Raw genomic sequence first — 11,966 nt, 5'->3', positions numbered from 1 at the left:
CGGTTGTCGGCTACGGTGGATGACCCACCACGCCGCAACCGCCGGGGAGGCTCCGCCGCCATGACCATTTCCGCCGCCGCGCCCGTGCCGGTGGGCGCCTGCGTCTTCGACGCCTACGGCACCCTGTTCGACGTCGCCGCCGCCGCCCGCCACCTGCAGGACCACCTGGGCGACCGCTGGCAGCCGCTGGCCGCCCTGTGGCGGCAGAAGCAGCTGGAATACACCTGGCTGCGCAGCCTGATGGGCCGCTATGCCGACTTCTGGCAGGTGACCGGCGAGGCCCTGCGCTTCGCCCTTGAAAGCCTCGCCATCGCCGATCCCGACGACCGGCTGTATTCCGCCCTCATGGACCTCTACCTGCGGCTCGACTGCTATCCCGAGGTGCCGGCCGTGTTGCGGGCGCTGGCGGACAAGGGCATCCGCCGCGCCGTGCTGACCAACGGCTCGCCGGCCATGGTGCAGGCGGCGGTGCGTCATGCCCGGCTTGAAGACCTGCTGGAAGTGGCCCTGTCGGTGGATGAACTGGCGGTTTACAAACCCGATCCACGGGTCTACCGCCTCGCCTGCGACCGCCTGGACCTGGAACCGGCGCGCATCCTGTTCCTGTCCTCCAACGGCTGGGACGTGGCGGGCGCGGCGGCCTTCGGCTTCCGGGCGATCTGGGTCAACCGCACCGGCCAGCCGCGCGACCGGCTGCCGGCCGGACCGGAGGCGGAGCTGACCACCCTCGCCCCCCTTGCCGATCTGGTGACCCCCGCATCATGACCGAGCCCACTTTCGCCGACATCGCCGCCGCCGCCGACCGCCTCGCCCGCACCGCCGTCCGCACGCCGCTGCTGGAAAGCCCGCTGCTGAACGACCGCCTCGGCTGCCGCCTGCTGGTCAAGGCCGAGCCGCTGCAGCGCACCGGCAGCTTCAAGTTCCGCGGTGCCTACAACGCCGTTTCCGCCCTGCCGGCGGCGCAGCGGGCGAAGGGCATCGTCGCCTTCTCCTCCGGCAACCACGGGCAGGCGGTGGCGGCGGCGGCGCGGCTCTACGGCGTGCCGGCGACCATCGTCATGCCCGCCGACGCGCCCGCCATCAAGATCGCCTCCACCAAGGCCCAGGGCGCCCGCGTCGTCACCTATGACCGCTGGACCGAAAGCCGCGAGGCCATCGGTGCCGCCCTCGCCGCCGAGACCGGCGCGACGCTGGTGCGCCCCTATGACGAGCCGCTGGTCATCGCCGGCCAGGGCACCATCGGCCTGGAACTGGCCGAGCAGGCGGCGGAGGCCGGCGCAGCGGTGGTCGATCAGGTGCTGGTGCCGGTGTCCGGCGGCGGCATGCTGGCCGGCATCGCCCTCGCCCTGGCCGAGCGCAGCCCCCACACCCAGGTGATGGCGGCGGAGCCGGAGGGCTTCGACGACATGGCGCGGTCGCTGGCCGCCGATCACCACGTCAGCAACACCCCCGGCGGCAGCACCCAGTGCGACGCCCTGATGGCCGCCACCCCCGGCGACATCACCTTCCCCATCGCCCGCCGGCTGGTGGCGGGCGGGATCGCCGTCAGCGATGCCGAGGCGCGCCACGCCATGGCCATGGCCTTCCACCTGCTGAAGCTGGTGGTGGAGCCGGGTGGCGCCGTGGCGCTGGCCGCCGTGCTGTCCGGCAAGGTGCCGCGCGACGGCCGCACCATCGCCGTCGTGTGCTCCGGCGGCAACGTCGATGCGGCGGTGTTCCAGCAGGCGCTGGAGGAAACGCCGTCGCCGTTCTGACGCGGACCGCCGCACAGTGTCACGACAAAGGAAAGGGCCGGCTCCCCGACGGGAACCGGCCCTTGATCTTGCTGCGGCTGGCGGAGCGGCGGGCGGGTCAGCCCACGGCCTTCTCCGGCTCGGCGGCTGCGGCTTCGGACTTCTTGCTGTCGGCCAGCACCAGCGGCACGGTGACGGCGGTGGCCGGCACCTCCTGCATGCGGCGGCAGTGGCCTTCCATGAAGGCGCCCGGCTCGATGGCGAGGCTTTCGTGGGTGATGTCGCCGACCATGTGGGCGGTCGCCGCCAGGAACACCGACTTGGCGCGCACCTGACCGGACACCGAGCCGTGGATGCGGACATCATCGGCGGTGATTTCGCCGGTGACGCTGCCATGGGCGCCGATGATCAGGATGCGGCACTCGACGTCGCCCTCGATGGTGCCGTCGACCTGGATCTCGCCGCGGCTGACCAGATCGCCGGTGACCGTCAGGTCGGCGCTGATGATGGAGGGAACCGACTTCACTGCGGTGTTGTCGCCGCGGGTGTCCCGCGCCGGGGTCTTGCTAGCCTTTGAAAACATCGCTGCCGGCCTTGATGAACTTCATGGGATCCTGAGGCTCCCCGTCCACCAGCACCTCGTAGTGCAGGTGCGCGCCGGTGGAGCGCCCGCTGTTGCCGAGAAGCCCGACCTCGTCGCCGCGGTCCACCCGCTGGCCCTTCCTGACGGTGATCTTCGCCAGGTGAGCATAGCGGGTGCGGATCCCCATGCCGTGATCGATCTCGACCATACGACCATACCGGCCACGCCATCCGGCGTAAACAACCTTTCCAGGCGCGGTCACCATGATCTGGCTCTTGTACTTGGAGACCAGATCCAGCCCTTCGTGCACCGCGCTGCGGCCGTTCACCGGGTCGCGGCGGGGACCGAAGGTGGAGGTGATGCGGAAGTCCTCCGCCAGCGGCGCGGTCAGCGGCAGCTGGCGGGCGACACGGCCGAGGGTGTCCAGATGGTCGAGCCGCAGGCTGACGCGGTCCAGGCTGCGGGTCAGCGGCGTCTCGCGCTCGCGCAGGGCATCGTCCGGCACGAAGGGGCCGCCCTGGCCGTAGCGGCGGTTGGCCTTCTCCACCAGCGCCGGCAGGTCGATGCCGGTACGGGCGAGCGACTTCTCCACCTCGCCGATCTTGTCCGACGCCAGTTCGGAGAAGCGGGTGAACAGCGCCAGCTGGGTGTTCTCCATCTCCGCCAGCTGCTTTTCCAGGTCGCCGATGCGCTTGGTCAGGCCGTCGCGTTCCGCCTGCGCCAGGTCGCGCTGCAGGATGACGCGGCGCAGCTCCACCTCGATGCCGTCCAGGTCGGTGGCGACGATCTCGGTGGTGGGGGAACGGCCGAGGTCGCTTTCGAGCATCTGCAGCTGGGCGTAGAGGTCTTCGCGCTCGCGGTCGGCGCGGGCGCGGCGCAGGCCGACCACGTCGCCGGGATCGACCTCAACTGCCGCCAGCTCGACGCCCGAGGTGGCAGCGGCGGCGCCGGCACCGGCGACGGCGGGCTCGTCGCCCTGGCGGGCGGCGCTGGCGATCTCGGTCTTCAGCTTCTTGATTTCACCGGCGAGGTCGGCGCTCTGCTTCTCGATGCGCTCCTTCTCCTCGGCGGTGGAGGCCAGTTCCTCGCGCATGGTGGCCAGGCGCTCGTCCAGGCTGGTGTTCTGGTCCACCAGCGAGACGATGTGCGCGTGGTTGCGTTCCAGGCTGGAGGTGATGGAGCCGATGCGTTCCTTGTAGACCGACACCTGCGCCAGCAGCCCCTTGTAGGCGGCGCGGGCGCGGTTGATCTCGGTTTCCTTGGCGGCGACGATGCGGTCGTGATCAATCACGAAGTAGGACGAGTACGTCACCCAGCCGCCCACGGCCAGACCGGCGGCCACAAGGGCCACCTGGCTGGCGGTGGACAACCGCAGCGACCGCAGCCGCTCGCCCGAGCGCAGGATGATCTGCCGTTCGGGGAAGGCGCGGCGCAGGAAGAGGCCGAGCCTGCTCAGGTTACGCTGTTGCGGATCGAATTGCGACATGGTCTTCCCGTTGGCAACTGTCTCTCCGGCCTCGCGAATGGGCAAGCATCCCGCGCCGGGCGTCCCGACCAGCAGGACCGCGACACCCGAGGGACACCCGCCGGCACCGGCAGGTTACCAACAGCAACGTACCTTCGGCACCCCCTCTACCGCAGGGATCGCGCCCCTCGGCCGGACCGCCCTCACGGTCCGGGTGACCCCGGCAGCCCCACAGCGGAGGCAAGTCCGACCGTCACTCGACGCGCCCATCCGAATGCGGCATGGTAGACCACCCTTCGCAAGGCGCCCACACTCTAGCCGTGGGCTGTAGAAGGTTGCAAGGAAAACCGCTCACCCTGCCGGAATCCATAGACTTCATGACTTCGTCTTTCGATCCGCTTCATGCGCGCGATTCGGTATCGGCGCGACAAATACCGCTGCCCTGGCCGCTGACCATGGTTGTCACTTGGTTCGGCGCCGGCCTCAGCCCGGTTGTGCCGGGCACCATGGGCTCGCTGGCCGCCCTGCCCTTCGCCTGGGTCATTGCAACCCTGGGCGCGCCGTGGATGTTGGTCCCGGCCGGTGTGGCGGTGTTCCTGATCGGCTGGTGGGCGTCGGACGTCTACTGCCGGCTGGCCGGCCTGAAGGACCCCGGCCGCATCGTCATCGACGAGGTGGCGGCGCAGTGGATCACCCTGTCGGTGGCCCCGCCGGAGCTGGTTCCCTACCTGGTCGGCTTCGTGCTGTTCCGCATCTTCGACATGCTCAAGCCCTGGCCCATCAGCTGGGCCGACCGGCGTGTCAGCGGCGGGTTCGGCGTGATGATCGACGACATCCTGGCCGCCGGCTTCAGCACGCCGCTGCTGTGGCTGTTCCTGATCTTCCTGTGGACGTGAGGCCCATGCCCGACACCCTGTTCGACCCGGCCGAATCCTTCGACGCCGCCCTGCTGGATCAGGCGCGCGACGTTCTCGGCCGCTGTTCCGACCGCAAGATGCGCATCGCCACCGCCGAAAGCTGCACCGGCGGGCTGGTGGCCGCCTGCCTGACCTCGGTGCCCGGCTACTCCAGCGTCACCGAGCGCGGCTTCGTCACCTATTCCAACGACGCCAAGAGCGACATGCTGGACGTGCCGGCGGCGCTGATCGAGTCGCATGGCGCCGTCAGCCAGCCGGTGGCGGAGGCCATGGCAGCCGGCGCCATCGCCCGCTCGCGCGCCGATCTGGCGGTGTCGCTGACCGGCGTCGCCGGCCCCACCGGCGGCAGCGCCGAGAAGCCGGTCGGCACGGTGTGGATCGGGGTGTGCCGCCGCGGGCAGCCGCCGCGGGCGCAGCGCTTCCTGTTCCCCGGCTCGCGCGCCGCCGTCCGCCTTGCCAGCGTCAGGGCGGCGCTCGACCTGCTGCGGCAGGAAACCGAGGCGGTGGACGTGGTGAGCGGAGACTGAGGAACGCCGGCGTCAGCGGAAGCTGACCACTCTGTAAGCGTCAGCGGGTGCTGACGATGCGCCCGCCGGGACGCTCGCCATAGAGCGCATGGGCGCGCTTCTCGAAGGCGGCGACCATGCGCGCCACCGCCTCGGAGAACAGGGCGCCCATGATCTTCTGCAGGACGATGGAGCGGAACTCGAAGTCGACATAGAAGTCGATCAGCGTGCCGCCCTCGGCCTCTTCGAAGACCCAGTGGTTGTTCAGGTACTTGAACGGGCCGTCGGTATAGGTGACGTCGATGCGGCACTGCTCGGGCGACAGCGCCACCCGGCTGGTGAACTTTTCCCGCACCATCTTGAAGCCGATCACCAGGTCGGCCCAGAACACATGGCCCTCGCGCCGCTTGATGCGCGACGCCAGACACCACGGCAGGAACTCGGGGTACCTCTCCACATTGGCCACCAGCTGGTACAGCTCGGGCGGCGTATAGGGCAGGAAGCGTTTCTCGGCGTGCGTGGGCATGCCGCCGTTACTCCGCCGCCGGAGCGGTCTTGCCCAGCTGGGCGAGGCGCGCCGCCTTCAGCTGCTCGAAATCACGGTCGGCGTGGTAGGAGGACCGGGTCAGCGGCGACGCCGACACCATGAGGAAGCCCTTGGCGCGGGCCATGCGGGCGTAATCCTCGAACTCGTCGGGCGTGACGAAGCGGTCGACCGCCACATGCTTGGGCGTCGGCTGCAGGTACTGGCCGATGGTCAGGAAGTCGACACGGGCGGAGCGCAGGTCGTCCATCACCTGCAGCACCTCTTCCTTCGTCTCGCCCAGGCCGACCATGATGCCGGACTTGGTGAAGACGTCGGGCGCCGCATCCTTGACCGTATCGAGCAGCCGCAGGGAGCCGAAGTAGCGGGCACCGGGGCGGATGGCCTGATACAGCCGCGGCACGGTTTCCAGGTTGTGGTTGAACACGTCCGGCCGCGCCTCCGCCACCTTGCGGATGGCGCCTTCCTTGTTGCGGAAGTCGGGCGTCAGGATTTCGATGGTGGTGCCGGGGGCATGCTCGCGCACCGCCCCGATCACCTTCACGAAATGGTCGGCGCCGCCGTCGTCCAGGTCGTCGCGGTCGACCGAGGTGATGACGACGTGCCGCAGGTGCATTTCCCGCACCGCCTCGGCGACGTTCTTCGGCTCGTCGGGATCGAGGCGGTTCGGGCGGCCGGTCTTGACGTTGCAGAACCGGCACGCCCGGGTGCAGGTATCCCCCATAATCATCACCGTCGCATGCCGGTTCTTCCAGCATTCGCCGATGTTCGGGCAGGCCGCTTCCTCGCACACGGTGTTGAGCGACAGCTTGCGCATGAGCTGGCGCGTCTCGCCGTATTCCTTGGAGGTCGGGGCCTTGACGCGAATCCACGACGGCTTGCGCTGGTGCGCGGGCTTCGCCTCGGCGTCCGGCTGCGGTGCGGGGGTGGTGATCGGGGTGTCGCTCATGGTGCCCTAGAAATGGATTGCGCGCCCGAAGGCGTCAAGCACGGACTCGTGCATCATTTCCGACAACGTCGGGTGCGGGAAGATGGTATGCATCAATTCCGCCTCCGTCGTCTCCAGGGTTTTGGCGATGGAATAACCCTGGATCAATTCCGTCACCTCGGCCCCGATCATGTGGGCGCCCAGCAGCTCGCCGGTCTTGGCGTCGAACACGGTCTTGACCATGCCCTCCGGCTCGCCCAGGGCGATGGCCTTGCCGTTGCCGATGAACGGGAAGCGGCCGACCTTCACCTCGTACCCCTGCTCCTTGGCCTTCTTCTCCGTCAGGCCGACCGACGCCACCTGCGGGTGGCAGTAGGTGCAGCCGGGGATGCGGCTGCGGTCCATGGGGTGGACGTCGGGCAGGCCGGCGATCTTCTCGACGCAGATGATGGCCTCGTGGCTGGCCTTGTGGGCGAGCCACGGCCCCTGCACCAGATCGCCGATGGCATAAAGCCCCTCGACGCCCGTGCGCAGGTAGCCGTCCACCTGGATGAAGCCGGCCTTGTCCTGGGTCAGCCCCAGGCCGTCGATGCCGATGTTCTCGACGTTGGGCTGGATGCCGACGGCCAGGATCACCCGGTCGACGGTGATCTCGCTCTTCTTGCCGTTCTCGTCGAGCACGGCGGTGACGCTGTCGGTGCCCTTCTTCAGCTCGGCGACCTTGGTGTTGACCTTGATCTTGAGCCCGTCCTTCTCCAGCGCCTTCTTGAGGAAGGCCGAGATTTCCTCGTCCTCCGCCGGCACGATGCGGTCGAGCACCTCCACCACCGTCACCTCGGTGCCAAAGGCGGCGAAGAAGCTGGCGAACTCGATGCCGATGGCGCCGGAGCCGACCACCAGCAGCTTCTTCGGCATGGTGTTGGGCACCAGCGCGTGGCGGTAGGTCCACACCAGCTTGCCGTCGGCTTCCAGGCCCGGGAAGGTGCGGGCGCGGGCGCCGGTCGCCAGGATGATGTGCTTGGCGGAGATGTCGGCCACCGCCTTGCCGTCCTTTTCCACATGCACCTTGCCCTTGCCGGCGAGGCTGCCGTGGCCGTCGAAGACGGTGACCTTGTTCTTCTTCAGCAGGTGCTTGACGCCGCCCGACAGCTGCCCCGCCACCCCGCGCGAGCGCTTGACGATGGCATCGAGGTCGAAGCCCACCCCTTCGGCGCTGAGGCCGAAGGACTTGGCGTGCTTGAAGGTGCGGTAGATGTCCGCCGAGCGCAGCAGCGCCTTGGTCGGGATGCAGCCCCAGTTGAGGCAGATGCCGCCCAGGTGCTCGCGCTCGACGATCGCCGTCTTCATGCCGAGCTGGGCAGCGCGGATGGCGGCCACGTAACCGCCGGGACCGGCGCCGACGACGACCAGGTCGAAGGTGTTTTCGGCCATGGATCAGGTCTCCTTCCCGCCTGTCGGCGTCACAGCATGAGGGTGAGCGGGTCTTCCACGATCGCCTTGAAGGCGGCCAGGAATTCCGCCCCGACGGCGCCGTCCACCACGCGGTGGTCGACCGACAGGGTGCAGGTCATCATGGTGGCGACGGTCAGCGCGCCATCCACCACCACCGGGCGCTGCTCGCCGGCGCCGACGGCCAGAATGCAGCCCTGCGGCGGGTTGATGATGGCCGCGAACTCGCGGATGCCGAACATGCCGAGGTTGGAGACCGAGAAGCCGCCGCCCTGGTATTCCTCCGGCTTCAGCTTGCCGGCGCGGGCGCGCTTGGCCAGGTCCTTCATCTCGTTGGACAGGGTCGCGAGGCCCTTCTGGTCGGCCTTCTTGAGGATGGGGGTGATGAGGCCGCCATCGGTCGCCACGGCGACGGAGACGTCCACGTCCTCCCAGTACAGGATGCCCTCGTCGGTCCAGCTGGCGTTGGCGGCCGGCACGCGGCGCAGCGCCACGGCGACGGCCTTGATGACCAGGTCGTTGACCGACAGCTTGAAGGCGTCGCCGCCCTTGTCGTTCAGCTGCTTGCGCAGCTTCAGCAGTTCGTCGATGCGCAGGTCGATGGTCAGGTAGAAGTGCGGCACCGTCTGCTTGGATTCGGTCAGGCGGCGGGCGATGGTCTTGCGCATGCCCGAGTTGGGCTCCAGGCGGAAGGGCCGGCCCATGGCCACCTGCTCCGGCGTCGCGCTGGCGACCGCCTTGGCGGCGGCAGGAGCCTGCGGCGCGGCCTGGGCGGTCTCCGCCTTGCCCGCAGCGGCGGCGGCGGGAGCGGCCTTGCCGGTGCCCTCCGCCTTGGCCTTCTCCACGTCGGCCTTCACGATGCGGCCCTTGGGGCCGCTGCCGGTGACCTGGGCGAGATCGAGCCCCGCCTCCCGGGCGATGCGCTTGGCCAGCGGGCTGGCGAAGACGCGGTCGCCCTTGGCAGCCGGCGCGGCGGCCGGAGCCTGGGCCTGGGCCGGCTTCGGCGCCTCGGCGGCGGGAGCGGCCGGCTCGGCCTTCGCGGGGGCCGGCGAGGCGGCCGCCTGATCGAGCGCGCTGGCGTCCTCGCCCTCCTCCAGCAGGATGGCGATGGGCTGGTTCACCTGCACCCCATCGGTGCCGTCCGCCACCAGGATCTTGCCGAGGACGCCTTCGTCGACGGCCTCGAACTCCATGGTGGCCTTGTCGGTTTCGATCTCGGCGATGATGTCGCCGGCCGCCACCGTGTCACCTTCCTTCTTCAGCCACTTGGCCAGCTTGCCCTCCGTCATGGTGGGCGAAAGCGCCGGCATCAGGATCTGCGTCGCCATGGTGCGTTGTCTCCTTCGCCGGGCTTACTTGTAGAGGACGGCCTTGGCGGCATCCCGGACCTTCTCGGGCTGCGGCAGGCTGAGTTTCTCAAGGTTGGCGGCGTAGGGCATGGGCACGTCGGCGCCGGTGACGCGGCGCACCGGGGCGTCCAGCCAGTCGAAGCACTGCTCCATCATCACCGCGCTGATCTCGGACCCGATGCCGGCATACGGCCAGCCTTCCTCCACCACCACGATGCGGTTGGTCTTGCGCACGCTGGCGATGATGGTGGTGACGTCGAGCGGGCGGATGGTGCGCAGGTTGATGACCTCCGCCTCGATGCCCTCTTCCGCCAGCAGGGCGGCGGCGTCCAGCGACACGCCGACCATGCGCGAGTAGGCGACGATGGTCACGTCCTTGCCGGCGCGCTCCACCTTGGCCTTGCCGATGGGCAGCACGAAGTCTTCCACGTCGGGCACGTCGAAGCTCTGGCCGTAGAGGATCTCGTGTTCCAGGAACACCACCGGGTTGGGATCGCGGATGGCCGCCTTCAGCAGGCCCTTGGCATCGGCGGCCGACCACGGCGCCAGAACCTTGAGGCCCGGGCAGTGGGCGTACCACGACGCATAGTCCTGGCTGTGCTGGGCGGCGACGCGGGCGGCGGCGCCGTTGGGGCCGCGGAAGACGATGGGGCAGCCCATCTGCCCGCCGGCCATGTACAGGGTCTTGGCCGCCGAGTTGATGATCTGGTCGATCGCCTGCATGGAGAAGTTGAACGTCATGAACTCGACGATCGGCTTCAGCCCGGCGAAGGCGGCGCCGACGCCCAGGCCGGCGAAGCCCATTTCGGTGATCGGCGTGTCGATGATGCGCTTGTCGCCGAATTCGTCCAGCAGGCCCTGGCTGACCTTGTAGGCGCCCTGGTACTGACCGACTTCCTCGCCCATCAGGAACACCGCCTCGTCGCGGCGCATTTCCTCGGCCATGGCGTCGCGCAGGGCTTCACGCACGGTCTGGCGCTTGAACTTTTCGTAGGTCGGTTCCGCCTCCATGGGCGGGGCATAGGCGGTGGTGGTCTCGATCACCGGCTCGTAGAGGTCGCCCAGGTCGGCGGCGCCCGGCTGTTCGGCGGGGGCGGTGTTGCGGCCGGACGGCGGCGCCTGCTCCTCCGGCTTGGCGGGGACCGGCGTGGTGGCCGGGGCGTCACCCTTGGCGGCGGCGGCCTCGGCGGCGGAAGCGTCCTCGCCTTCCTCCAGCAGCACGGCGATGGGGCGGTTGACCTCGACGCCCTCGGTGCCCTCGGGCACCAGGATCTTGCCGAGGATGCCTTCGTCCACCGCCTCGAACTCCATGGTGGCCTTGTCGGTCTCGATCTCGGCGATGATGTCGCCGGCGGCGACGGCGTCACCCTCCTTCTTCAGCCACTTGGAGAGCTTGCCCTCCGTCATGGTCGGCGACAGGGCGGGCATCAGAATTTCGGTAGCCATGGTTACGGTGCGCTCCTATCGCCTCAGGCGTCGACCAGAATGTCGGTGTACAGCTCGGACACATCGGGTTCCGGGCTGTTCTGGGCGAATTCCGCCGCCTCGGAGACGATGGCCTTCACCTCGCGGTCGATCTCCTTCAGCGCGTCCTCGCTCATGCCGCCGTCGAGCAGCTTCTTGCGGACGTTGTCGATGGGGTCGTGTTCCGACCGCATCTTGGAGACCTCTTCCTTGGTCCGGTACTTGGCCGGGTCCGACATGGAGTGGCCGCGGTAGCGGTAGGTCTTCATTTCCAGGATGTAGGGGCCGTTGCCCTCGCGCACGTAGTCGATGGCGTCCTGGGTTTCCTGGCGCACGGTGGTGACGTCCATGCCGTCCACCGCCTTGCCGGGAATGCCGTAGGCATGGCCGCGTTCGTGCAGGTCGGGGCGGGCCGAGTGGCGCTCCACCGAGGTGCCCATGCCGTACTTGTTGTTCTCGATGATGTAGACCACCGGCAGCTTCCACAGGGCGGCCATGTTGAAGCTTTCGTACACCTGGCCCTGGTTGACGGCCCCGTCGCCCAGGTAGCAGTAGCACACGCCGTTGTCTTCCCGGTACTTGTGGGCGAAGGCGAGGCCGGTGCCCAGCGGCACCTGGGCGCCGACGATGCCATGGCCGCCGTAGAAGCCCTTCTCGCGGCTGAACATGTGCATGGAGCCGCCCTTGCCCTTGGAATAGCCGCCGCGGCGCCCGGTCAGTTCGGCCATCACGCCCTTCGGGTCCATGCCGGTCGCCAGCATGTGGCCGTGGTCGCGGTAGCTGGTGATGATGGTGTCGCCGGGGTTGGCGCAGGCCTGCACGCCCACCACCACCGCTTCCTGGCCGATGTAGAGGTGGCAGAAGCCGCCGATCAGGCCCATGCCGTACAGCTGCCCCGCCTTCTCTTCGAAGCGGCGGATCAGCAGCATGTCGCGGTAGTAGGATTTGAGGTCGTCAGGGGTGATGGAGACGTCGCCCTGGCGGGCGGGGGACCTGGGCTTGCGCCGTTGAGTAGCCATGTTTCCTCC

General features: G+C 68.9%; 12 protein-coding genes. 4 read left to right on the top strand and 8 right to left on the bottom strand.

Annotated features, from left to right (window positions below; translation table 11 throughout):
• Positions 1-60 precede the first annotated feature (60 nt).
• Both ABD056_RS15870 and ABD056_RS15865 read left to right on the top strand, forming a co-directional pair.
• On the top strand, positions 61-765 hold the full coding sequence (locus tag ABD056_RS15870; protein ID WP_343868194.1) for a haloacid dehalogenase type II: 705 nt from the start codon (positions 61-63) through the stop codon (positions 763-765).
• Positions 762-1,754, top strand: coding sequence for a threonine ammonia-lyase (locus ABD056_RS15865; protein WP_343868192.1), 993 nt, complete (start codon positions 762-764; stop codon positions 1,752-1,754). Before ABD056_RS15870 ends, ABD056_RS15865 begins: the two co-directional genes overlap by 4 nt.
• Before the next feature lie 97 nt (positions 1,755-1,851).
• Here the strand turns inward: ABD056_RS15865 and ABD056_RS15860 are convergent, their stop codons facing one another.
• Both ABD056_RS15860 and ABD056_RS15855 read right to left on the bottom strand, forming a co-directional pair.
• Positions 1,852-2,316 (bottom strand): bactofilin family protein, encoded by a 465-nt coding sequence (locus tag ABD056_RS15860; protein WP_343868190.1) that lies wholly within the window; start codon positions 2,314-2,316, stop codon positions 1,852-1,854.
• The gene (locus tag ABD056_RS15855) at positions 2,300-3,802 is read right to left on the bottom strand and encodes a peptidoglycan DD-metalloendopeptidase family protein (protein ID WP_343868188.1); all 1,503 of its coding nucleotides are present in this window, start codon (positions 3,800-3,802) and stop codon (positions 2,300-2,302) included. The genes ABD056_RS15860 and ABD056_RS15855 overlap by 17 nt, the downstream gene beginning before the upstream one ends.
• 434 nt (positions 3,803-4,236) lie before the next feature.
• Between ABD056_RS15855 and ABD056_RS15850 the strand changes: the two genes are divergently transcribed.
• Complete coding sequence (locus ABD056_RS15850; RefSeq protein WP_343868186.1) at positions 4,237-4,677, top strand: phosphatidylglycerophosphatase A family protein; 441 nt, start codon at positions 4,237-4,239, stop codon at positions 4,675-4,677.
• 5 nt (positions 4,678-4,682) lie between these two features.
• Positions 4,683-5,225 (top strand): CinA family protein, encoded by a 543-nt coding sequence (locus ABD056_RS15845; protein WP_343868184.1) that lies wholly within the window; start codon positions 4,683-4,685, stop codon positions 5,223-5,225.
• A gap of 40 nt (positions 5,226-5,265) precedes the next feature.
• On the opposite strand, the gene ABD056_RS15840 is transcribed toward ABD056_RS15845, so the two are convergent.
• Genes ABD056_RS15840 through pdhA form a run of 6 tightly spaced genes read right to left on the bottom strand, consistent with a single transcriptional unit; the run spans position 5,266 to position 11,957 of the window.
• Complete coding sequence (locus ABD056_RS15840) at positions 5,266-5,730, bottom strand: type II toxin-antitoxin system RatA family toxin (RefSeq protein WP_343868182.1); 465 nt, start codon at positions 5,728-5,730, stop codon at positions 5,266-5,268.
• A 7-nt stretch (positions 5,731-5,737) separates the two neighbouring features.
• Complete coding sequence (gene lipA / locus ABD056_RS15835) at positions 5,738-6,697, bottom strand: lipoyl synthase (protein WP_343868180.1); 960 nt, start codon at positions 6,695-6,697, stop codon at positions 5,738-5,740.
• A 6-nt stretch (positions 6,698-6,703) separates the two neighbouring features.
• Entirely contained in the window at positions 6,704-8,107 is a 1,404-nt protein-coding gene (gene lpdA / locus ABD056_RS15830) for a dihydrolipoyl dehydrogenase (protein WP_343868178.1), read from the bottom strand.
• A gap of 29 nt (positions 8,108-8,136) precedes the next feature.
• Positions 8,137-9,453 carry a pyruvate dehydrogenase complex dihydrolipoamide acetyltransferase gene (locus ABD056_RS15825; protein ID WP_343868176.1) on the bottom strand — a complete coding sequence of 439 codons (1,317 nt, stop codon included), beginning with the start codon at positions 9,451-9,453 and terminating at the stop codon, positions 8,137-8,139.
• A 24-nt stretch (positions 9,454-9,477) separates the two neighbouring features.
• Complete coding sequence (locus tag ABD056_RS15820) at positions 9,478-10,920, bottom strand: pyruvate dehydrogenase complex E1 component subunit beta (RefSeq protein ID WP_343868174.1); 1,443 nt, start codon at positions 10,918-10,920, stop codon at positions 9,478-9,480.
• Positions 10,921-10,943: 23 nt separating this feature from the next.
• A complete protein-coding gene (gene pdhA / locus ABD056_RS15815) occupies positions 10,944-11,957 on the bottom strand; it encodes a pyruvate dehydrogenase (acetyl-transferring) E1 component subunit alpha (RefSeq protein WP_343868172.1) in 1,014 nt (337 codons plus the stop codon).
• Between the last annotated feature and the right edge of the window lie 9 nt (positions 11,958-11,966).

The organism is Caenispirillum bisanense (assembly GCF_039523075.1).
Classification (GTDB): domain Bacteria; phylum Pseudomonadota; class Alphaproteobacteria; order Rhodospirillales; family Rhodospirillaceae; genus Caenispirillum; species Caenispirillum bisanense.
The sequence above is the reverse complement of the archived record's forward strand: the minus strand, read 5'-3'. Positions and strand labels throughout refer to the sequence as shown.